This is a genomic window from Empedobacter brevis (assembly GCF_965118635.1).
Classification (GTDB): domain Bacteria; phylum Bacteroidota; class Bacteroidia; order Flavobacteriales; family Weeksellaceae; genus Empedobacter; species Empedobacter brevis_A.
In genome coordinates this window covers 242,410-262,442 of sequence record NZ_CBCPHV010000003.1, presented here as the reverse complement: position 1 = coordinate 262,442, position 20,033 = coordinate 242,410, and the positions used below count along the sequence as shown (strand labels likewise).

Annotated in this window: 24 protein-coding genes and 1 other RNA gene; 16 read left to right on the top strand and 9 right to left on the bottom strand. The window is 31.5% G+C overall.

All coding sequences use genetic code 11. The annotated features are described in order from the left end of the window. Positions 1 to 278: 278 nt before the first annotated feature. Both gcvT and ACMHJW_RS05705 read right to left on the bottom strand, forming a co-directional pair. Positions 279 to 1,355 (bottom strand): glycine cleavage system aminomethyltransferase GcvT, encoded by a 1,077-nt coding sequence (gene gcvT, locus ACMHJW_RS05710; RefSeq protein WP_413532453.1) that lies wholly within the window; start codon positions 1,353 to 1,355, stop codon positions 279 to 281. A gap of 78 nt (positions 1,356 to 1,433) precedes the next feature. Then, positions 1,434 to 1,796 (bottom strand): hypothetical protein, encoded by a 363-nt coding sequence (locus ACMHJW_RS05705; RefSeq protein WP_413532452.1) that lies wholly within the window; start codon positions 1,794 to 1,796, stop codon positions 1,434 to 1,436. Between the two features lie 43 nt (positions 1,797 to 1,839). Between ACMHJW_RS05705 and ACMHJW_RS05700 the strand changes: the two genes are divergently transcribed. Together ACMHJW_RS05700 and ACMHJW_RS05695 are read left to right on the top strand one after the other, a co-directional pair. Continuing rightward, the gene (locus ACMHJW_RS05700; protein ID WP_413532451.1) at positions 1,840 to 2,514 is read left to right on the top strand and encodes a YiiX/YebB-like N1pC/P60 family cysteine hydrolase; all 675 of its coding nucleotides are present in this window, start codon (positions 1,840 to 1,842) and stop codon (positions 2,512 to 2,514) included. A gap of 64 nt (positions 2,515 to 2,578) precedes the next feature. Beyond that, on the top strand, positions 2,579 to 2,761 hold the full coding sequence (locus tag ACMHJW_RS05695; RefSeq protein WP_413532450.1) for a hypothetical protein: 183 nt from the start codon (positions 2,579 to 2,581) through the stop codon (positions 2,759 to 2,761). Here the strand turns inward: ACMHJW_RS05695 and ACMHJW_RS05690 are convergent. The 4 genes from ACMHJW_RS05690 to ACMHJW_RS05675 are packed head-to-tail and all read right to left on the bottom strand — an operon-like array spanning position 2,758 to position 4,886. Then, positions 2,758 to 3,210 carry a peroxiredoxin gene (locus tag ACMHJW_RS05690; protein WP_413532449.1) on the bottom strand — a complete coding sequence of 151 codons (453 nt, stop codon included), beginning with the start codon at positions 3,208 to 3,210 and terminating at the stop codon, positions 2,758 to 2,760. The two genes, ACMHJW_RS05695 and ACMHJW_RS05690, sit on opposite strands and share 4 nt — an antisense overlap. Then, positions 3,207 to 3,617: a 6-pyruvoyl trahydropterin synthase family protein gene (locus tag ACMHJW_RS05685; protein WP_413532448.1), complete on the bottom strand. Its 411-nt coding sequence runs from the start codon at positions 3,615 to 3,617 to the stop codon at positions 3,207 to 3,209. The genes ACMHJW_RS05690 and ACMHJW_RS05685 overlap by 4 nt, the downstream gene beginning before the upstream one ends. Before the next feature lie 12 nt (positions 3,618 to 3,629). Continuing rightward, entirely contained in the window at positions 3,630 to 4,145 is a 516-nt protein-coding gene (gene idi / locus ACMHJW_RS05680) for an isopentenyl-diphosphate Delta-isomerase (protein WP_413532447.1), read from the bottom strand. A gap of 27 nt (positions 4,146 to 4,172) precedes the next feature. Continuing rightward, the gene (locus ACMHJW_RS05675; RefSeq protein ID WP_413532446.1) at positions 4,173 to 4,886 is read right to left on the bottom strand and encodes a biotin--[acetyl-CoA-carboxylase] ligase; all 714 of its coding nucleotides are present in this window, start codon (positions 4,884 to 4,886) and stop codon (positions 4,173 to 4,175) included. A 93-nt stretch (positions 4,887 to 4,979) separates the two neighbouring features. On the opposite strand from ACMHJW_RS05675, the gene rsfS reads away from it, so the two are divergent. From rsfS to ACMHJW_RS05645, 6 genes are all read left to right on the top strand, one after another. Beyond that, entirely contained in the window at positions 4,980 to 5,348 is a 369-nt protein-coding gene (gene rsfS / locus ACMHJW_RS05670; RefSeq protein WP_413532445.1) for a ribosome silencing factor, read from the top strand. Positions 5,349 to 5,370: 22 nt separating this feature from the next. Next, a complete protein-coding gene (ftsH, locus tag ACMHJW_RS05665) occupies positions 5,371 to 7,386 on the top strand; it encodes an ATP-dependent zinc metalloprotease FtsH (protein WP_413532444.1) in 2,016 nt (671 codons plus the stop codon). 133 nt (positions 7,387 to 7,519) lie between these two features. After that, on the top strand, positions 7,520 to 8,125 hold the full coding sequence (locus tag ACMHJW_RS05660) for a hypothetical protein (RefSeq protein ID WP_413532443.1): 606 nt from the start codon (positions 7,520 to 7,522) through the stop codon (positions 8,123 to 8,125). An 8-nt stretch (positions 8,126 to 8,133) separates the two neighbouring features. After that, positions 8,134 to 8,982 (top strand): phosphatidate cytidylyltransferase, encoded by an 849-nt coding sequence (locus ACMHJW_RS05655; protein ID WP_413532442.1) that lies wholly within the window; start codon positions 8,134 to 8,136, stop codon positions 8,980 to 8,982. Further along, on the top strand, positions 8,979 to 9,629 hold the full coding sequence (locus ACMHJW_RS05650; protein ID WP_413532441.1) for a phosphatidylserine decarboxylase family protein: 651 nt from the start codon (positions 8,979 to 8,981) through the stop codon (positions 9,627 to 9,629). The genes ACMHJW_RS05655 and ACMHJW_RS05650 overlap by 4 nt, the downstream gene beginning before the upstream one ends. An 81-nt stretch (positions 9,630 to 9,710) precedes the next feature. Beyond that, a complete protein-coding gene (locus ACMHJW_RS05645; RefSeq protein ID WP_413532440.1) occupies positions 9,711 to 9,974 on the top strand; it encodes a hypothetical protein in 264 nt (87 codons plus the stop codon). A 20-nt stretch (positions 9,975 to 9,994) separates the two neighbouring features. Here the strand turns inward: ACMHJW_RS05645 and ACMHJW_RS05640 are convergent, their stop codons facing one another. Then, entirely contained in the window at positions 9,995 to 11,065 is a 1,071-nt protein-coding gene (locus tag ACMHJW_RS05640; RefSeq protein WP_413532439.1) for a glycosyltransferase family 2 protein, read from the bottom strand. Further along, a complete protein-coding gene (gene recR / locus ACMHJW_RS05635; RefSeq protein WP_413532438.1) occupies positions 11,066 to 11,680 on the bottom strand; it encodes a recombination mediator RecR in 615 nt (204 codons plus the stop codon). A gap of 107 nt (positions 11,681 to 11,787) precedes the next feature. Between recR and ACMHJW_RS05630 the strand changes: the two genes are divergently transcribed. The 8 genes from ACMHJW_RS05630 (at position 11,788) to ACMHJW_RS05595 (ending at position 19,706) form a co-directional block, all read left to right on the top strand. Then, complete coding sequence (locus ACMHJW_RS05630; RefSeq protein ID WP_413532437.1) at positions 11,788 to 13,320, top strand: sodium:solute symporter; 1,533 nt, start codon at positions 11,788 to 11,790, stop codon at positions 13,318 to 13,320. Positions 13,321 to 13,354: 34 nt separating this feature from the next. Further along, complete coding sequence (gene proC / locus ACMHJW_RS05625; RefSeq protein WP_413532436.1) at positions 13,355 to 14,137, top strand: pyrroline-5-carboxylate reductase; 783 nt, start codon at positions 13,355 to 13,357, stop codon at positions 14,135 to 14,137. A 1-nt stretch (position 14,138) separates the two neighbouring features. After that, the gene (locus ACMHJW_RS05620) at positions 14,139 to 14,381 is read left to right on the top strand and encodes a hypothetical protein (protein ID WP_413532435.1); all 243 of its coding nucleotides are present in this window, start codon (positions 14,139 to 14,141) and stop codon (positions 14,379 to 14,381) included. A 332-nt stretch (positions 14,382 to 14,713) separates the two neighbouring features. Beyond that, a complete protein-coding gene (locus ACMHJW_RS05615) occupies positions 14,714 to 15,559 on the top strand; it encodes a transketolase (protein ID WP_413532434.1) in 846 nt (281 codons plus the stop codon). A gap of 25 nt (positions 15,560 to 15,584) precedes the next feature. Beyond that, positions 15,585 to 17,057, top strand: a complete 1,473-nt coding sequence (locus ACMHJW_RS05610; protein ID WP_413532433.1) for a hypothetical protein — start codon at positions 15,585 to 15,587, stop codon at positions 17,055 to 17,057. A gap of 21 nt (positions 17,058 to 17,078) precedes the next feature. Next, positions 17,079 to 17,786 carry a hypothetical protein gene (locus ACMHJW_RS05605; protein ID WP_413532432.1) on the top strand — a complete coding sequence of 236 codons (708 nt, stop codon included), beginning with the start codon at positions 17,079 to 17,081 and terminating at the stop codon, positions 17,784 to 17,786. 2 nt (positions 17,787 to 17,788) lie between these two features. Next, positions 17,789 to 18,730 carry a transketolase family protein gene (locus ACMHJW_RS05600; RefSeq protein WP_413532583.1) on the top strand — a complete coding sequence of 314 codons (942 nt, stop codon included), beginning with the start codon at positions 17,789 to 17,791 and terminating at the stop codon, positions 18,728 to 18,730. A gap of 202 nt (positions 18,731 to 18,932) precedes the next feature. Beyond that, complete coding sequence (locus tag ACMHJW_RS05595) at positions 18,933 to 19,706, top strand: LuxR C-terminal-related transcriptional regulator (RefSeq protein ID WP_413532431.1); 774 nt, start codon at positions 18,933 to 18,935, stop codon at positions 19,704 to 19,706. Here ACMHJW_RS05595 and rnpB read toward each other — a convergent pair. Further along, positions 19,705 to 20,014, bottom strand: an RNA gene (rnpB, locus tag ACMHJW_RS05590) — RNase P RNA component class A. The two genes, ACMHJW_RS05595 and rnpB, sit on opposite strands and share 2 nt — an antisense overlap. Positions 20,015 to 20,033: the final 19 nt, after the last annotated feature.

Genomic DNA, 20,033 nt, shown 5'->3' with positions numbered 1-20,033 from the left:
AGGCTTCTGGAAAGAAGCCTTAAAATCATAATTAGTGTTAATTAATAATACTTGATTAGTAATACTGTTTACTCAAAACTATAACATTTATCATATTAAAACAAACCTAATTTAGTATTTTTTTAACAATTATTAATATTTTTATTAAATCCTTACTTATTTCAAAACATTTTTAACTTTATATAAATATTTTAGTCAAAAAAATATCAAATAATATGAATTCATCAAAAAAGCTTCCGAATTTATCAGAAGCTTTTTCATATACTAGAAATAATTATTTAAACAAAAGGAGTTTTTACTACTTCTGCTAAGATATTTTTATCACGAATCTGAATTCTAATTTTCGTTCCTACTTTCGCAAATTCTGTATTTACATAAGCTAAACCAATTCCTTGTTTCAAAATTGGAGATTGTGTTCCTGAAGTTACAATACCAATTGTATTTTCGTTATCGTCTACAACTTTATAATCGTGACGAGGAATTCCTCTTTCAATCATTTTGAAACCAACTAGCTTCTTCTCTACTCCAGCTTCTTTTTGAGCTTTCAAAATATCAGAAGAAATAAAGTTTGTATCTAATTTTGTTACCCAACCTAATCCTGCTTCTAGTGGAGTTGTTTCGTCATTAATATCATTTCCATACAAACAATATCCTTTTTCTAAACGCAAAGTATCGCGAGCAGCCAAACCACAAGGTTCTATATCAAAAGATTTTCCTGCTTCCATTACTTTGTCCCACATTTCATCTGCTTGTTCGTTTGCGAAATAAATCTCAAAACCTCCAGAACCTGTGTAACCTGTTGCCGAAATGATTACATTATCGATTCCTGCAAATTTCCCTATCACAAAATGATAAAATGGAATTTCTGCTAAATTAACATCTGTCAATGCTTGCATTGCTTCGATTGCTTTTGGACCTTGAATTGCCAATAAAGACATTTCATCAGATTTGTTTGTTAATTCTGCTCCAAACGTATTGTGTTTGTTCATCCATTCCCAATCTTTTTCAATGTTAGAAGCATTAACAACTGCCATCCATTCATCATCAGAGATTTTATAAATGATTAAATCATCTACAATTCCTCCTTTTTCGTTTGGCATTGCGTTATATTGAGCTTGACCAATTGCAACTTTCGTTACATCGTTAGTCAATAAGTGTTGTAATAAGTCTGTTGCTTTTTCTCCTTTTACAAAAAATTGTCCCATGTGAGAAACGTCAAAAACACCAACTTTTTCGCGTACAGCAAAGTGTTCTTGGTTAACACCTGCGTATTGTACTGGCATTTCATATCCAGCAAAAGGAACCATTTTCGCACCTAAATCTTTGTGCTTTTGGTTTAATGCAGTTACTTTCATGTTTGTTTGCTTTGATAAGTTTATAATTCTCCCAAAAATAAGGAAATAATTCTTAGAAAAATTTCTTAATGATGAAGATTATCTAATTTTATGAATAATTTTTAAATCAACTGTAGTTGCCTTATATGGCTCGAAACGCATAACAGATTTTCCTTTACCAAAGGTGTTCATAAACTTTTCATTTATTTTACCAGACAGCTTTACTGGTTGACAACCTTCACAAGGAACAACCAAAATTGTATCATTTGTTTTACCTTTTACTTTTACAATTTCGTATGAATAATCAGTATCTAAACGAGAATGAATAACATTTTCAATTGGTTTATCGACGCTTTGAATAAAGAAAACGCGTCGATCTTTGTTGCTACCTATTATGATTGCAACACCAACTAAAATCAATAAAATGACAATTGATATGGTTAAAATTTTTTTAAAATCCATCTTTTTGGTTAATTCGTAGATTAAAAGTAATAATTCATTCCGAATGAAAAAAATATTCATTTTATTTCCTATCCTTTTACTTCTATTTACTTTGACAATGAATAGTTGTACAAAATCTAAAGTAATAAAAGAAAAACAAGAGATTTCATTGAAAAATATCCAAAATGGAGATTTAATTTTTGTTGGCGCAGAAACCGAAGAACTTTCTGGCGCAATAAGTCGAGTTACAAAAATATCAGAGCAAACAAATTTTGATCATGTTGGTTTTATAGAAAAAACTACAGATTCTATTTTTGTTTTACATGCTTCTACAAAAGGCGGATCGAAACGAGAAGAAATTCATCATTTTTATACTTCTCAAACCGAAAATAATAATAAAATTGTTATTTATCGTCTTAAAAATGAATATCAATCAACCATTCCGAAAGCAATTGCAAAAGCAAAAACCATGTTAGGAAAGCCTTATAATTGGTTATATATTTTGAATGATGATGAATTATATTGTTCCGATTTTGTAGAAAGAGCTTTTCGTGATGACAAAATTTTCGAACTAATTCCGATGAATTTCAAAAACAAAGAAACCGGAATGATTGATGATTTTTGGATTGATTTTTATCGTAAAAAAGGAAAAGAAGTTCCACAAGATGAACCTGGAACAAATCCAAATCAACTGGCAACTTCTAAGAAATTAATTAGAATTGGAGAGTTGAAACTTTAATTTATTTCAGAGAATCCTATTAATAAAGCGAAAACAAAATAGGAATTATCCCTACTTTTACCATATGAAACAAAATATCATTTATAGTATCATTTTCTTTTTCGTGTTGTTTGGACTTAAATATTTATTCGATAAAAGCGATGTACAAACAATGTTGGTTTATTCGGCAATTGGAACGGTTATCTTTTTTACTTACCGAGTTCTTATTCGACAAAAATTATACAAACAAAAAGACCAAGAAAACTAATTTTCTTGGTCTTTTTTTATTGCTTGCACTGCTTCTTCTATGTGTGTTTCGGCAACATTAGAAACAATGTGTTTGATTAATTTTCCTTGTTTATTGAATACAAATGTTTCGCGCGGTGTGATTAAACCAAATTTCTTTTTGATTCCTAATAATTTCGACAACTTCGCTCCTTTATCGGAAAGCAACGGAAAATTGAGTTGATGTTTCGTATAAAATCTTTCGTGCGAAGAAGTTGATTGTCCATTAATTCCGACAATTACAGCATCTAAAGCATTAAATTCTGCATTTACATCTCGAAATTGACAAACTTCTTTTGTACACATTGGTGTAAAATCCATCGGATAGAAGAATAATACAAAATATTTTTTGTGCAAAAATTCGTCCGAATTAAACCAGTTTCCTTTGTTGTCTTCTAACGAAAAAGTTGGTATGTGATCACCTAATTTCATTCGCCTGTATATTCTACAAAATTGCGTGGAGTTTCGTATAAAGTTACCTTCAATTCTAATTCAGCAGCTAATTTTGCTCTAATTTTTTTCCAAATCAAAATCACAATATTCTCAGCAGTTGGATTGACATTTTTAAATTCTTCAATATCAATATTTAGATTTTTATGATCCAAATAATCTTCAACTTCTACCTCGATAATTTTTCGTAATTCATCTAAATTCATCACAAAACCAGTTGCTGGATCAACTTCACCTTTCACAGCTACGATAATTTCATAATTATGTCCGTGATAATTTGGGTAAGAACATTTTCCGAAAATTTCAAAATTTTGTTCATCGCTCCAATTCTTGTTATATAATCGGTGCGCAGCGTTAAAATGTGCTTTTCTGTTAACCGTAACTTTCATTTTCTGTATTTTTTATTCTTCGATATACGAAACATAATGTTCAAAAATTATTTTGAACCAAGCTGTATAATCCTGAGGATTTTTTTCTAAATCTTTTTTCAAATCATCCAAATCTACCCAACGAGAAGCCATTACTTCATCTGGATTCAAGTTCGGATCTTCGTTAAATGTTCCGATAAAAACATAATCTAATTCATGTTCAATCAAATCATTTTCTAAATGTGCTTTGTAGATAAAATTGAATTTATATTCTAACTCGCAATCAAAACCCATTTCTTCTTGCAAACGTCTGTGCGCAGCTTCTTCGTAAGTTTCGTTTTCTCGCGGATGACTACAACATGTATTGGTCCACAACGTAGGAGAATGATATTTATTTGCAGCTCTTTGCTGAATCAACAATTCACCTTTCGAATTGAATACAAAAACGGAAAATGCGCGATGCAACAATCCAGCTACATGCGCTTGTTGTTTCTCCATCAATCCTAATTTTTGATCGTCCTGATCAACTAAAACTACAAATTCTTCCATAAAACAAAAATAGCTTTTTCTTGAGGATTAAAAAAGAAGTTCAATTTCTTTGTGTTTGAATTCTCTCAATTCTTGATTAATTTCAATCAAAAGATTTCCTGCTTCGTTCACATCTTTTATAATTCCTTCAACTTCTATTCCATCAAGTTTAAAGTTAGATATTTTATCTTTTCTGAACAGATTATCTAAATAAGTTTGATGAATTTCTTTAAACTTTTTTTGTTCTAAAGTTGAAAATTCTGCCTCAAACAAATGCATTAAATCTGCCAAAATTTCCTCGATGTCATATTCTTTGTCAGTTACTTTTCGAATAGATGTTGCTTTTGGCAAGTGATTAAAATCAGTTTGATTGACGTTAATTCCAATTCCAATTACAGAATTCATTATTCCATTGGAACGATAATTTTCAATTAAAATTCCGCAAACCTTTTTATCATTTAAAATAATATCATTTGGCCATTTTACGTTAGATTTTGAATGAAATTGTTTTAAAAATAGACAAATAACATTCGAAATCCATTCGTTTAAATAAATTAATTCCTGAAAACTATAATCTGTTTTCAACAAAAAACTAAAGGTTAAATTTTCTCCTGAAACTACTTTCCATTCATTTCCAGCATAACCTTTTCCTTTTGTTTGATTTTTAGCATGTATGACAGTCCAACTATTGGCATCTTTTTTGGACAAATTCATCAAGAACTCATTCGTACTAGGCAAAGAATCAAAACTAATTAAATACATTTTTTTTATTACTTTTATAGAGTGGTTAAAGTTATTTTAAAAAGTTTAAACTTTAATAAGGATTCACTAAATTTGCGAATTACAAAATAAAAGATGATAGATACTCAATATACAAAAGATTTGCTAGATAGCATTGTTGATGGAATTACAAATGTTAAAGGAGAAGAAATTACAATTTTAGACTTACGAGAAATTGAAAATGCATTTTGCCAATACTTCGTTATTTGTACAGGAAATTCAAATACACAAGTTAGCGCTTTAGCTGGTTCGATTGAAAGAACTGTAAAAACAGAAATGTCAGAAAGACCTTTTCATGTAGAAGGAACACAAAATAATCAATGGGTTTTGTTGGACTACACAAATGTTATTGTTCATGTTTTTCAAAAAGAATACAGAGAATATTACGATATAGAAAGTCTTTGGGGTGATGCTGTAGAGACGCGTATCGAAATGGAATATTAATCATAACTGAAACCAAAAAAAATTGAAAAAAAATAATTTTAAACCTTCGAGGTTTAATCCTACATGGATATATGCTATCATAGGATTATTACTGATTGCCTTTCTTTTATTTTCTGATAATATTGGCGGCGTAGGCGGTACGACTAAAAATATCGACCGTACAACATTCCTTACTTATGTAGAAAAAGGATATGTTAAAGAAGCTGATTTAGAAAAAGAAAATGGAAGAGTTAGCGCTTATTTAACTGATGATGCTTTAAATACAGAAGAATTTAAAAAATTCAAAAACACAAACGAATCTTTAAATTTTCTTTCTAGTAAAAGAGCACCTAATTTTACATTTAATGTAGCCGATGCTGGAAATTTTGAAAAAGATTTCTATGCAAATGTGGAAAAAAGTCCAAATAAAACTGCAAAACTTAACACTTTAGTATCAAATGGTTTTGGAGGATTATTTATGAATCTTTTCATTTCTCTTATTTTCTTCGGATTAATCTACTTCTTATTATTCAGAAGAATGGGAGCTGGAGGATCTGCTGGAGGCGGAGGCGGAATATTCTCTGTCGGAAAATCTAAAGCAAAATTATTTGAAGGTGATGATCACATCAAAACAACTTTCAAAGATGTTGCTGGATTGGAAGGTGCAAAAGAAGAAATTGAAGAAATTGTTGAATTCTTAAAACAACCTGAAAAATTCACAAAATTAGGTGGACGTATACCAAAAGGTGCCTTATTAGTAGGACCTCCAGGTACAGGTAAAACATTATTAGCAAAAGCTGTTGCAGGAGAAGCAAAAGTTCCTTTCTTTTCTTTATCTGGTTCTGATTTTGTTGAAATGTTTGTAGGAGTTGGTGCATCTCGTGTACGTGACTTATTCAAGAATGCAAAAGAAAAATCCCCTTCAATTATCTTTATTGATGAGATTGATGCAATTGGTCGTGCACGTGGAAAATCTAACTTTACAGGTTCTAATGACGAACGTGAAAACACGTTAAACCAATTATTAACAGAAATGGACGGTTTCGGTACAGAATCCAATGTAATTGTAATTGCTGCAACAAACCGTGCCGATGTTTTAGACAAAGCATTAATGCGTCCAGGACGTTTTGACCGTATTATTAACGTTGATTTACCTGAGTTAAACGAACGTAAAGAAATCTTTGCTGTTCACTTACGTCCTTTAAAATTAGGTGAAGATGTTGAAATCGAATTTTTAGCAAAACAAACGCCAGGTTTTTCTGGTGCAGATATTTTCAATGTTTGTAACGAAGCAGCTTTGGTTGCCGCTCGTAAAAATAAAGAAGTTGTAGAAAAACAAGACTTTTTAGATGCTGTTGACCGTATTATTGGTGGATTAGAAAAGAAAAGTAAAGTTATAAAACCTTCTGAGAAAAAACGTATTGCTTACCACGAAGCTGGTCACGCAACAATCGGTTGGTTAACAGAACACGCTGCACCATTAGTTAAAGTAACAATTGTTCCTCGTGGACGTTCTTTAGGCGCTGCTTGGTATTTACCAGAAGAAAGACAAATTACAACGACAGAACAATTGTTAGACGAAATGTGTATGACAATGGGAGGTCGTGCTGCTGAAGAAGTTGTATTCAATAATATTTCTACAGGTGCATTAAGTGATTTGGAAAAAGTAACAAAACAAGCTTCTGCGATGGTAAGTATTTACGGATTAAACAAAGAAGTTGGTAATATTTCTTATTACGATTCATCTGGGCAAAACGAATATGGTTTCAGTAAACCTTATTCTGAACAAACTGCTCAGGTAATTGATCAAGAGGTAAAAACAATGATCGAAGCTCAATATGAAAGAGCAAAAGATATTTTACGTGAACACCGTGAACAATTAGATATTTTAGCTCAAAAATTAATTGAGAAAGAAGTGATTTTCAGAGAAGATTTAGAAGAAATTTTCGGACCAAGAAAGTTTATTAGCGAACTAGATCAAATCGAAGAAAAAGAAGAAGAAGCAATAGATGCTGGCCCAGAACAAGTTATTCAACCAGAATCTGGGAATGATATTTAATTTAATTAAATTCATTCAAAATAATATAAAAATCGTCCATTTCGGACGATTTTTTTTTAACTTATCATTATATTGTTAAAAATTATTACCTTTGGCTGTAATTGAATAATTTCATATAAAATTATGAGTTTTCATGTGGAAAGCAATTAAAAACCTACTTAAAAAAGCTACTGAAAAGGCAGAAGATAATTCTGATGACAATCAAATCGATTTGTTTCATCCGAATTACGCTGACCAAAAAATCTCTATGGATGAAGTTTTTGCTACAAACTTCAATGTAGGTGGTGGGCATTTCTTGTTTTGTGATAATATAAACGAAGCTTCTCAAAACCTTAAAGAGATTATCAATTACGAAAATGTAACTGAGTTAATTTGTCCTGATCCACATTTACAACAAGTTCTTAATTCTGTCAATATTCCTTATGTAGAAAACCCTAGCGAATCTCGTTATACCCTTAGTTTTCTTAGTTGCGAATTTCTAATTGCTTTTGATGGAAGTATTATGTTGTCTGCGCATCAAACTTATGGTAGAAATATTGCTGATTTTCCATCAAATTTTATTATCTATGCACGCCCATCACAATTAGTAGAAAATGTGAGCGTGGCTTTACAGAAATTACGAACATTAAAAAAAGACAACCTTCCATCTAAAATAACTTCGATTCGAGGAAAAAATATGCACAAATTTCCAAATGTAGATAACGCGAAGAATATTTATTTGTTATTGGTTGAAGATTAAGATTAGCTATGAAAAATTTAGCAATTAGAGCTTCCTCTGGACTTATATATGCACTTATTATATTTTTCGGAACAACGATAAACCCAAAAGGGTTAATTGTTTTAATGATGGTTTTTGGACTTTTTTGTTTGTACGAATTTTTTAAAATTACAAATCTTACAAATAAACTTTATAAACTAGGTGCACTTCTAGCTGCATTAGTTGTATTCGGATATTATGGAAAAGAATTCCTAGAAGCTTTCGAAACCAATACTCGTTATTATTTTCATTTAAGAAGCTTATATTTCATCATTCCAGTTTTATTTGTTTTTAGCATTTATACCATTTTCAAATCTACCAACGAATTGTTGAACGATTTTGGTAAAGCAACTTTAGGCTTAACATATGTTATCGCCCCTTTTGCAATTGCTCTAACATTACCAAGTTTTGGTTATCATTTAGGTGAAAAAGTAATGCATTACGAATTATTCTTTGTTTTCTTATTACTTTGGTGCAGCGATACTTTTGCTTATTTAACAGGAAACTTAATCGGAAAACACAAATTAGCACCTAAAATTTCGGGCGCAAAAACGTGGGAAGGATTTTTTGGAGGAATTATTTTTACTTTATTAGCAGGTTTTTTAATTCAAAAATATTTCGGAGAAAACTTACATGGTAATTGGATGATTATTGGATTAATCGTAGCTGCATTAGGACCTTTAGGAGATTTAACAGAATCTAAATTAAAACGTTTTTTTAATGTAAAAGACAGTAGTAATTTAATTCCTGGTCATGGTGGTTTTTTAGATCGACTAGATAGTTTTATATTTGTCGTTCCATTTGTTTATTTATATTATTTACTAGTATATACTTTATGAAGCTTCACAGAGAAGGAACAGCAATTTTAATAGGTTGCTTAATTTTATTTGCAATCGCTACAGGAATATTACATTATTTTTTTCCTGTATATGGTTTTTACTTTGCCTTACCATTATGGATTCTTTACGGATTTATTGTTTGGTTTTTTAGAAATCCTATCAGAGAATCAGATTCGTCTGAAAACTGTGTTATTGCACCTGTAGACGGAAAAGTTGTTGTATTGGAAGAAGTATATGAAAGCGAATTCTTGAATCAGAAATGTATTCAATTATCTATTTTCATGACTCCTCTAAATGTACACGTTACACGCTATCCTGTAAATGGAAAAGTTATTTATTCTAAATATCATCCAGGAAAATTTTTAGTTGCATTTCATCCAAAATCGTCAGAATTAAATGAAAGAACAACAGTTGTTGTAGAAAATGCTGAGCATACAAAAATTCTTTTTAGACAAATAGCAGGCGCTGTTGCAAGAAGAATTGTTTGTTACAGTAAAGAAAACGATACTGCTGTTGCTGGAAAAGAATATGGATTTATCAAATTTGGATCTCGTGTAGATATCTTTTTACCACTTGATACTGAAATCAATGTAAAAGTTGGAGATAAAACAAAAGGTGGAATTCAGAAAATTGCACAATTGAAATAAATCAGTTAGTTGAACTCAATGTTTTTAACTAATTTTGTCAAAACAATTATAATAATATACCATACAATAAATTTGTAAGACATGAAAAAATTAATTCTTTTAGTAGCTATTGCGGCATTTGCTACTTCTTGTAACTCTAAGCCAGGTGTGAATCACGGAGTTCTTCCTGTAGTTCATGAACCTGCAACTGCAGAAGAAATGCACCACAAAACTGAAGCTGCTCACGAAGCACACGAAAAGCACGAAGAAGCTGTTGAAGAGAAACACGAAGAAATAAAAGATTCTGTTAAAACAGCAGAAACTACGAAAGTAGAGAAAAAAGATACTGTAAAAGCTGGTCATTAAGATTCAGCTTTTTTTTATTCTTATACGTTTATAATATTCTTATTATCGCCTATTAGATATGTTTTATTTTTAGGACGAATATAAAATGAATGTGAAAACGAATTATGATCAGAAATAATAGATAATATTTCTTGATAAGTAAACAAACTTGCATCTATTGCAATTTCCCTATTTGTTAAGGATTCAAGCATAAAATCTTTATTTATCCAAAGTAAATCTTCCACGTTTACATCTTTTTTAACGCTATTATTACGAGGATAAACTGTAAACTTAAATAATTGAATTAGATATTTGATCAAAATACCTGAACGTAAAAGTTGATAATACAACCAATTCTTTTGATAATATTTCTCTAAAAAAATCATCATTGCTTCGAAGAAATGTTTACAATATTTTATATCCTTCTTTGTACTTTCTCCTTTGTAATGTAATATTGTTACATCGCCTTTATAATAATTTGTATAACCAGCCAATTCTGCACTAAAAGATAAATCGATATCTTCTCCGTACATAAAATATCGTGGATCGAAACCACCAATCTCTTGATAGATTTTCTTTGTTGTAAACATAAAAGCTCCAACTAGGATTTCGCAAGGTGCAGTTTCAAATTCTCCAACTTCTAACTTGTAATAATTATTTTTTCTCGAATGATTAAATCGCGTATATAATTTAGAGAATGAATTCTTGGCTGTTGGAATATTACGTTTCGATTCTGGATGAAAATGACCATTTGCATTAATCATCCTAACACCTACAAAACCTATTTTTTCTTTGGACTGATGAAATTCAATCAAAGATTCGAATATGTTTTCTGGAATAATTGTATCGGGATTAAGGATCAAAACATATTCTCCCGAAGCAGCTTCTACTCCAATATTATTCGCCTTTGAAAAACCTAAGTTTTCTTTTTGAAGTAAAAACTTTACCGACGGAAAAGTTTCTTTTAGAAATGTGAAATCAACTTCTAATGAATTATTATCAATTACAATTATTTCGCCATGAATATGTTTTAAAGCTTCTTGACAAGAATCAAGGCAAAGCTCTAAATGTTTTGGTGCATTATAATTGACAATAACTATAGATAACTTCATTTAAAATTTATTTTCCGAATATGGTATTCGATGCTGAATGGAACGAACAAGCGTAGCTTCGTCCGCATATTCCAACTCATCTCCTACTCCAAGTCCTCTTGCAATGGTAGAAAAGATAATCGCAACATTCTTTAATTGTCGATACAAATAGAAAACAGTTGTATCTCCTTCCATTGTAGAACTTAAAGCAAATATTATTTCTTTTACATTCTCATTCTGAACACGATCTACCAAAGTTTGAATATTCAATTGCCCTGGCCCAATTCCTTCCATTGGAGAGATCTTTCCTCCTAAAACGTGATATTGTCCTTTAAATTGTCCTGTATTCTCAATTGCCATTACATCGCGTACATCTTCTACAACACAAATTGTAGTTTCGTCCCTCAAAGGATTATTGCATATGTCACAAATTTCTTCATCAGAAATGGTATGACAATGCTTGCAATACTTTACATCATCTACTAAATGAGAAAGCGCTTCGGACAATGCTGTTGTTTGTGATTTTGGACGATTCAACATATGTAAAACAAGTCGTAAAGCTGTTCTCTTTCCTATTCCTGGTAGATTTGACATTTCTTCTACAGCTCGTTCTAAAACCTTGCTTGGATAATTCATTCCTTATAAAAAATTAGAGACGACAAATTTACAATTTTATCTTCTTTAAATTAATCTATCATCATTAAACCAAAAATATTAAATTTGGGCTTATTTACTAATAAATTATGAACTCAACAATTTTACTACTTTGTGTTATCGTATACTTTGTAGGACTTTTAGTCATCTCTTACTTTACCAGTCGAAATTCGGACAACCAATCTTTCTTTAATGGAAACAAAAAAAGTAAATGGTGGCTAGTTGCTTTCGGAATGATTGGTACAAGCCTTAGTGGGGTTACCTTTATTTCGGTTCCTGGAACAGTAGGAAAATTAACTGGTTCCGAATATATTTATGGAGGATTCGAGTATTACATGATGGTACTAGGGTTTTTCCTTGGTTATTTCATTGTTGCAGGCGTGTTGCTTCCACTCTATTACCGAATGAACTTAACTTCAATCTATACTTATTTAGGAAAACGTTTCAATGTCGAAGCTCACAAAATAGGTTCGGTTTTCTTTATTATATCAAGAGGAATTGGAGCTACAGCTCGTTTATATTTAGTAGTAAATGTGTTACAAATATTTCTATTAGACAATTTGGGCGTACCGTTTTGGGTTACAACATTTGTCTTATTATTGATGATATTATTATATACTTTCGAGGGTGGCGTAAAAACAATTGTAGTAACAGATACTTTGCAAACATCATTTATGATTATTAGTTTGATTGCTTGTATATGGTTTATCTTATCGCATCTTAACTTGTCTATTGGTGAAGCTTATGATATAATGCAAGCCAAGAACTACACACATTTCATAAATCTCGACCCAAATTCTAAAACATACTTCTTGAAAACAATCTTAGGAGGAATGTTTATCACGATCGCAATGACTGGGCTTGACCAAGAAATGATGCAAAAAAACATCTCTGTTGACAACCTGAAAAATTCGAAAAAGAACATGTTAACCTTTGCAGGAACATTATTAATTGTCAATTTAGCCTTCCTATTCTTAGGCGGATTACTTTACTTATATGCAATGAGCGAAGGTGGTTTTTATACAGCCGACGGTTTCTTTATGGAACAAGGAGGCCAAAATATTATGGGCGATGATATGTTCCCAGCACTTTCATTATTAGGACATCATTTCCCGATGATTATCGCGATTATCTTTATCATTGGTTTAATCTCTGCATTATTCCCTTCTGCCGACGGAGCATTAACAGCAATTACAAGTTCTTATTGCGTCGATTTATTAAACCTCAACGAGCGCAAAGAGAAATCAGAAAACGAGAAGAAAAAGATTCGTATTCGTGTACACTTAATATTCACAATCGTTTTCTTTGTCTTGATAATGGTTTTCAAACTAATCAATAACAAATCTATCGTCTATTTGGTAATGGAGGTTGCAGGCTATACATACGGTCCATTATTAGGATTATTCGCTTTCGGTATTTTAACTAAACGCAACATTTACATCAAATATTCAATTATTATAGTCGCTTTACTAGCGCCAGTGCTTACTTATATCATCAACGAAATAGTGATTAACTTTAGCAACTATAGAATTGGTGTAGAGCTTATTATTCTAAATGGTTTACTAACCTTTATCGGATTATGGCTTGTCAGTTCGAACAAACAAAAAGAAATTTCTCATTAAATTACAAATCAAAAAGTCTAACACTATACTACTTATGAAGAAAATTGCAGTTATTGGAGCAGGAAATCTAGGAATCTCTATTATAGAAGGTCTTCTAAAAAACAACGCATTCGAAGCAAAACAAATCATTGCAACACGCAATAATTTAGCACAACTAGAGCATCTTGGCAAACAAGGTGTAACGTTAACAAACGACAATCATGCTGCTGTATCAGAAGCTGATTACGTCTTGCTTTGTGTAAAACCATATAAAGTAGAAGAAGTTTTAACGCAGTTAAAAAACGATTTCAATACAGATAAACTAGTAATATCAGTAGCAACAGGTATCTCATTAGAAACATACCAAAAATTATTACCAGAAAACATGTCTATCTTCCGCGCAATGCCAAACACAGCAGCATCTGTAGAAGAGTCGATAACATGTATTTGTGGAAACACAAGCAGCCAAACATTGGTTAACGAAGTAAAAACAATTTTCAACCCAATAGGTGAAACAGTTGTCATTAACGAAGAATTAATGAACGCTGCAACCGTTGTTGGTGCATGCGGAATAGCCTATGTTTTACGCTTTATAAGAGCCATGATACAAGGCGGAATAGAGATAGGTTTCGATGCACAAACGGCATCTAAAATTGTAACCCAAACAGTAAAAGGAGCAGCAGAACTTTTGATTGTAAATGGATTGCACCCAGAACAAGAAATAGACAAAGTAACAACACCAAAAGGTTGCACAATAGCAGGACTAAATGAAATGGAACATCAAGGATTTAGTTCAGCATTAATAAAAGGAATAAAGACCTCATTTGAAAAAATTTAGAATGGAAAAGAAGTTAAAACTTATATGGGATTTCTATGGTCCCGACGCTATACCAACAGCAAAGCACCATGCTATTCATCTGAAACAATACGCAGAAAAAGAGAAATTGCAATCTACAATTTCCGAATTTGTAGAGGTAGAACCAGAATATGCTGTGGCATATTTGGTTGTAACAGAGTCTGAAATGATACAAGTACGAGACGCCTTAATACCTCATCGTGGCGAATGGCATGTAGAAGAATAACAACTAACGGACGTGGTAATAACCACGTCCTTTTTCTTTACAAACAACCTTTACAAAAACTTCTAGTGAAGAGATTACAAACGAGAAGCTTCTCGTTGACTAAAACCTAGCTTCTCGTTAGGTGAAACCTGCGCAGCTATCGACCAACGAGAAGCTTCTCGATTAATGAAACCTAAGCAGCTTTCTCTAAAAATAAAACAACCTATTGATTAAAGCTCGCAGAGGATTTTAATAACCATAGATTATCTTCCCTATTTGTAGTGATTTCTTATCTATCATTTTTTTGCCCATTAAAAAAGAATTATTTTTGTTTAAATTTTTATAGACAAACAATGACACTTCAAGAACTTCACACACAAGTACAACAAACAAGGAGAGATATTTTGAGAATGGTACATGCCGTAAATAGTGGTCACCCTGGTGGTTCATTAGGATGTGCAGAATTCTTTGCCGCATTATTCGGTAAAGTGATGACATACTCTACGGATTTCTCTATGGACGGAAAGGGAGAAGACTTATTCTTCTTATCAAATGGTCATATTTCTCCAGTTTATTATAGTACATTGGCACGCTCAGGATTTTTCCCTATAAGCGAGTTGGCAACATTCAGAAAGTTAGACTCTCGTCTACAAGGACACCCAACAACACACGAAGGTTTACCTGGTATTCGTATCGCTTCTGGTTCATTAGGTCAAGGATTATCTGTTGCATTAGGTGCTGCACAAGCAAAAAAATTAAACAATGACGACAAACTAGTTTACACATTACACGGTGATGGTGAATTACAAGAAGGACAAGTTTGGGAAGCATTTATGTATGCTGCAGGAAAAAAAGTAGACAATGTAATTGCTACTATTGATTACAACGGTAGACAAATAGATGGTGATACAGATGTTGTAATGCCTTTAGGAAATTTGAAAGCTAAGCTAGAAGCCTTCGGATGGATTGTTTTAGAAGAAGAAAACGGGAACGACTTAGAGAAAGTTATTGCTATTTTAGAAAAAGCTAAAACATTGACAGGCAACGGAAAACCAGTTTCTATCTTATTGCATACAGAAATGGGTAATGGAGTAGATTACATGATGGGAAGCCACTCTTGGCACGGAAAAGCACCTAACGATGAGCAATTAGCAGCAGCATTAGAGCAAAACCCAGAAACTGAGTTAACAGATTACTAAAAATTAACATTAACCACAAAATACTATGAAAACGTTATTTTATTCTATACTTACGCTTTGTTCTTTGACAGCTTTTGGACAAGAAAAAACATATTCTTTTGATAAAAAAATCTCTTATAAAGTTAGTATGCCTGATGAAATTCAAGGTTATTTAACAGGAGAAGAAGAAATGTTTTTTATTAATTATCTCTCAAAAGAAGCAATATTAGGAACCTTTGAAGGAAATAGTTATCTCTATCAAACTGATGTAACAAAGAGTTTCAATCACGAATCTTTTTTAACATTGAATAATAGACTTTACAATGTCTTTGCAAACTCTTTAGAAAATGATTTAAAGATTAAAATTCCATATTATTATGAAGGTATTGACGAAAAGAGCTTATTACCTTATGATGATGATTTTTTTACTGAGATTATTTCAATAAAAAACATGAACTCTACACAAACAATTAATGGATATAAGTGTAATGATTATGAAATAGAATCGAAAGCTTTTGAGGAAATAAAAAAGTCTACAATTTGTATTGATGAAAAAAATCAATTGGATAACATGACTCATTTGTTTCCAAAAAGTAAATTGAAAGGTCTTTTGGTGCGTATTGATGCAGGAGATTTTATTGGTTTTACAATCGATAAAGTATCCAATGCTAACGTAAAAGTAAAGTTTGATGAAAAGAAAGAAATCGAAAACTTTACAAATGTAATAGCAAAAAAGAAGCAAGAATATGAAAACCTAATGACAGGTGTAGATAGTACTTATGCTACTGAAGCTTACACACCAGACAATCGCTACGAAGATCCTATTATCAATTATTATACCTATCAAACATCTGATAATGATAATGTCAATAGTCTTTTTGGAACGATTGCTTCTCTAAACTATGGCTTAGTTTACACAGATAACGATTATGATGGAAATCCTGATATTGATCGTAACAAAGCTTTATCAGCAGCAGAAGGTTCTACAAACCAATTGATAAAACAGTTCAAAAAAAATAAAATAGCGGACAAAAGTGAAGTAAAAGAATTAAATAACCTTTTCAAAACATATTTTGATGATGCAAAAAAGTTTAAGTTAACAAAAGGATCAACAGATATTGATGAAGCAGCTGTCGCAGTAGATTCTGCCGTTGCAGCAGATTATTCAATGGCTGATTTTTATGATCCGTATACATCAACTTATAAAACAACAGACATTAATGTAATTGATTTAGCAATCGATAATCCTGAAGTGCAAGATTTCATGAAAATAGCTCCAGAACATTGTAAAGATTTAAAAACTAAAATTCCAGCTTTTATAGACAAAGAATTAGGAAACTTAGTTCACAATTATACAGGTCAAGTGTGCGATTTATACATCTATCAAAGCGGAAGTGTTGGTTTGCCTGAAACAATTAATGCGATGAGAAAAAGCGTTTTAGAAATTAACAACAAATATGATAAACTGAAAAAAGAAGACAAAGATAAATTAACAACTTTCTTAAATTCTTTAGATTAATCATCGTCAAACACATCGATTATGAAAAAATCTATCCGTTTCATATTAATCATGTTAACAAGTTTTTCTTTTGCTCAAATGCAATCGTATAAATTTGAAAACGTGATACAATATCGTATCAAGAGCGATTTCTATTCAGATTTTCTGGATATTTTATCAACAAAAGATCACAAAGCTCACTTGATGATTACACGAACACCAATGGGAAATTTTGCTTCATTAAAATTAAACGATAATATGTATTCGGTTTACAGTGAAGAAGCAAATCCGAAGGTTTTCAAAATTGATTTTGACGGAACAAAAGATTTATTAGGAAATGCGTTCTTAATAACCGACAATCCAAGTTTAACGAATTCAATTATCGGGAATAATTATCTTGCGAACAGAACAGCTAAAAAAGAAACGATTCTAAATCAGAAATGCGAAGTATATACTATTTTTAGAAAAGATAACAACAAAGATGAAGGTACAGAAATTTGTATTGATACAAATTCTAAAATCAACACTGTTCCATTTATCAATTCTGAACTAAATTTGAAAGGCTTAGTATATCGAGTTGGACAAAATATTGTTCTAGAAAATGTCGAAACTTTAGAAAACTGGATAAAAAATAACGAAAGCAAAGACGAGAACGAAGAAATTAATATTTCACCAAATGATTTTATTTATCAATTTGATGAAAAAGCAGAGTTAGAGAAATATAAAAAAGAATACAAAAAACAAAAATAATGATAGACTTAACATACACAGAAAAAAAAGATACACGTAGTGGATTCGGAGACGGATTAACAGAGTTAGGAAGAACAAATCCTAATGTTGTTGCTTTATGTGCTGACTTGATTGGTTCATTAAAAATGGATCAATTTATTAAAGAAAATCCAGAACGCTTTTTCCAAATAGGAATTGCAGAAGCAAACATGATGGGAATTGCTGCTGGTTTAACAATCGGAGGCAAAATTCCTTTTACAGGTACATTTGCAGAATTTTCTACAGCACGTGTTTACGATCAAATTCGTCAATCTATTGCTTATTCTAATAAAAATGTAAAAATAGCTGCTTCGCACGCTGGTTTAACATTAGGAGAAGATGGTGCAACTCACCAAACATTAGAAGATATTGGTTTGATGAAAATGTTGCCAGGAATGGTTGTTATAAATCCATGTGATTACAATCAAACTAAAGCAGCTACAATTGCTGTTGCTGAATACGAAGGACCAGTTTACTTACGTTTCGGACGTCCTGCTGTTCCTGTTTTCACACCAGCTGATCAAAAATTCGAAATTGGAAAAGGAATTTTAATGCACGAAGGTTCTGACGTAACAATTGTTGCTACAGGACACTTAGTTTGGGAATCATTGGTTGCTGCTGCAGAATTAGAAAAAGAAGGAATTTCTTGTGAAGTTATCAACATTCATACGATCAAACCATTAGACGAAGAGATCATTTTAAACTCTGTAAAGAAAACAGGTAAAATTGTTACCGCTGAAGAGCATAATATTTTAGGTGGTTTAGGTGAATCTGTTGCTAGAGTTTTAGCACAAAAATTACCAACAAGACAAGCTTTTGTTGCAGTTAATGATCAATTCGGAGAATCTGGAACACCATCAGATTTAATGAAAAAATATGGTATCGATTCAACTGCTGTTATTGAAAAAGTGAAATCTTTACTTTAAAAAAATATCAAAAAAAATAATAAAAGGAGCTTATTTTAAAGCTCCTTTTTAGTAAATAGAAATGATATTTCAAATCATTTAGGTTGGTTGAGAAGCAAAATTGCTAAATAATTCATAGGTATTTTGCAAAATTACAGTATCTTACACGAATAAAAAATACTCATTAACTAGTATTATTTATCACCATTAAAGAACGCTATTCATGAAGGAAAAAGATCAGAAATCATTCGAAGAGTATGTGAGTACTGTCAAAAAATTTTGGAGTATAAATACTGAAAAAAGAATTAATTCTGAAGATAATAATGATTTTAATACAATTGATGAATTTTTACAAGTTTACGGAAGTCTTTCTATTGGAGAATATTTCATGTATATTATTGATCCAAATAAAGGTACTTTTGAATATGTTTCTTCACAAGCAGAATCTATATTAGGTTATAAATTAGAAGAATATAGTGCTGAATTGTGTGTTCAAATGGTTCATCCAGAAGATTTGGAATATGTAATTGATATTCAGAATAAGATTTCAAATTTCAGCATGGAAATTATTCCAGAAGAAAGAACCAACTATAAATTTACTTATGATTTTCGTGTTCTTGATGTCGATGGTGGTATTCATCAAATACATCTTCAGCATTTCTTTTATGAATTAGGGAAAAAATTTCTTCCTAACCGTGTTATTTGTATCGCTACTGATATTACTTTACTAAAAGTTGGTGGCGTTCCTAAAATGCACATTTATAACATTAAAAATGGTTTAAATAATCTTTTAAATCCAGATTTAAATTCTTCACTTCAATTAACAAAAAAAGAAAAAGAAATTATTGAATTTTTAATTAAAGGTTATACCAGTCAAGATATAGCAGATGCCATGAAGCTGAGTAAACATACAGTTGATACGCATCGAAGAAATATGTTGAAGAAAAACGATTGTTCTAATACTTCAGAATTATTTAGTCTTTATTTTAAAAAATAAAAAAAGCAAGCCGATAAGCCGGGTTCTGTCATTTTAGATTTAAAATGCTTTGTCATTTATCTAGTATTTTAGTTACCTAAAATATCAATCTGCCTACCCCCCAGCAACGAACGAGTAGCTCTTAACTGCTGGTATACATGGCATTGCTCCGCATAGAGTTTACCTGGTTTCACTACAGCCGAACTGTACATACTTTCTGTTGCACTTGTCCTCGCCTCTCGACGGACGGGCGTTACCCGCTATGCTTACTCTTTGGAGCCCGGACTTTCCTCTTCAAATAAATTTGAAGCGACAAAGTGGCTTGCTGAGCGCAAATGTACGGTAAAA

Bases quoted from the DNA above. Each gene is read 5' to 3' on its own strand.
- gcvT (WP_413532453.1), bottom strand. From the start codon at position 1,355: ATGAAAGTAACTGCATTAAACCAAAAGCACAAAGATTTAGGTGCGAAA.
- ACMHJW_RS05705 (WP_413532452.1), bottom strand. From the start codon at position 1,796: ATGGATTTTAAAAAAATTTTAACCATATCAATTGTCATTTTATTGATT.
- ACMHJW_RS05700 (WP_413532451.1), top strand. From the start codon at position 1,840: ATGAAAAAAATATTCATTTTATTTCCTATCCTTTTACTTCTATTTACT.
- ACMHJW_RS05695 (WP_413532450.1), top strand. From the start codon at position 2,579: ATGAAACAAAATATCATTTATAGTATCATTTTCTTTTTCGTGTTGTTT.
- ACMHJW_RS05690 (WP_413532449.1), bottom strand. From the start codon at position 3,210: ATGAAATTAGGTGATCACATACCAACTTTTTCGTTAGAAGACAACAAA.
- ACMHJW_RS05685 (WP_413532448.1), bottom strand. From the start codon at position 3,617: ATGAAAGTTACGGTTAACAGAAAAGCACATTTTAACGCTGCGCACCGA.
- idi (WP_413532447.1), bottom strand. From the start codon at position 4,145: ATGGAAGAATTTGTAGTTTTAGTTGATCAGGACGATCAAAAATTAGGA.
- ACMHJW_RS05675 (WP_413532446.1), bottom strand. From the start codon at position 4,886: ATGTATTTAATTAGTTTTGATTCTTTGCCTAGTACGAATGAGTTCTTG.
- rsfS (WP_413532445.1), top strand. From the start codon at position 4,980: ATGATAGATACTCAATATACAAAAGATTTGCTAGATAGCATTGTTGAT.
- ACMHJW_RS05660 (WP_413532443.1), top strand. From the start codon at position 7,520: ATGTGGAAAGCAATTAAAAACCTACTTAAAAAAGCTACTGAAAAGGCA.
- ACMHJW_RS05655 (WP_413532442.1), top strand. From the start codon at position 8,134: ATGAAAAATTTAGCAATTAGAGCTTCCTCTGGACTTATATATGCACTT.
- ACMHJW_RS05650 (WP_413532441.1), top strand. From the start codon at position 8,979: ATGAAGCTTCACAGAGAAGGAACAGCAATTTTAATAGGTTGCTTAATT.
- ACMHJW_RS05645 (WP_413532440.1), top strand. From the start codon at position 9,711: ATGAAAAAATTAATTCTTTTAGTAGCTATTGCGGCATTTGCTACTTCT.
- ACMHJW_RS05640 (WP_413532439.1), bottom strand. From the start codon at position 11,065: ATGAAGTTATCTATAGTTATTGTCAATTATAATGCACCAAAACATTTA.
- recR (WP_413532438.1), bottom strand. From the start codon at position 11,680: ATGAATTATCCAAGCAAGGTTTTAGAACGAGCTGTAGAAGAAATGTCA.
- ACMHJW_RS05630 (WP_413532437.1), top strand. From the start codon at position 11,788: ATGAACTCAACAATTTTACTACTTTGTGTTATCGTATACTTTGTAGGA.
- proC (WP_413532436.1), top strand. From the start codon at position 13,355: ATGAAGAAAATTGCAGTTATTGGAGCAGGAAATCTAGGAATCTCTATT.
- ACMHJW_RS05620 (WP_413532435.1), top strand. From the start codon at position 14,139: ATGGAAAAGAAGTTAAAACTTATATGGGATTTCTATGGTCCCGACGCT.
- ACMHJW_RS05615 (WP_413532434.1), top strand. From the start codon at position 14,714: ATGACACTTCAAGAACTTCACACACAAGTACAACAAACAAGGAGAGAT.
- ACMHJW_RS05610 (WP_413532433.1), top strand. From the start codon at position 15,585: ATGAAAACGTTATTTTATTCTATACTTACGCTTTGTTCTTTGACAGCT.
- ACMHJW_RS05605 (WP_413532432.1), top strand. From the start codon at position 17,079: ATGAAAAAATCTATCCGTTTCATATTAATCATGTTAACAAGTTTTTCT.
- ACMHJW_RS05595 (WP_413532431.1), top strand. From the start codon at position 18,933: ATGAAGGAAAAAGATCAGAAATCATTCGAAGAGTATGTGAGTACTGTC.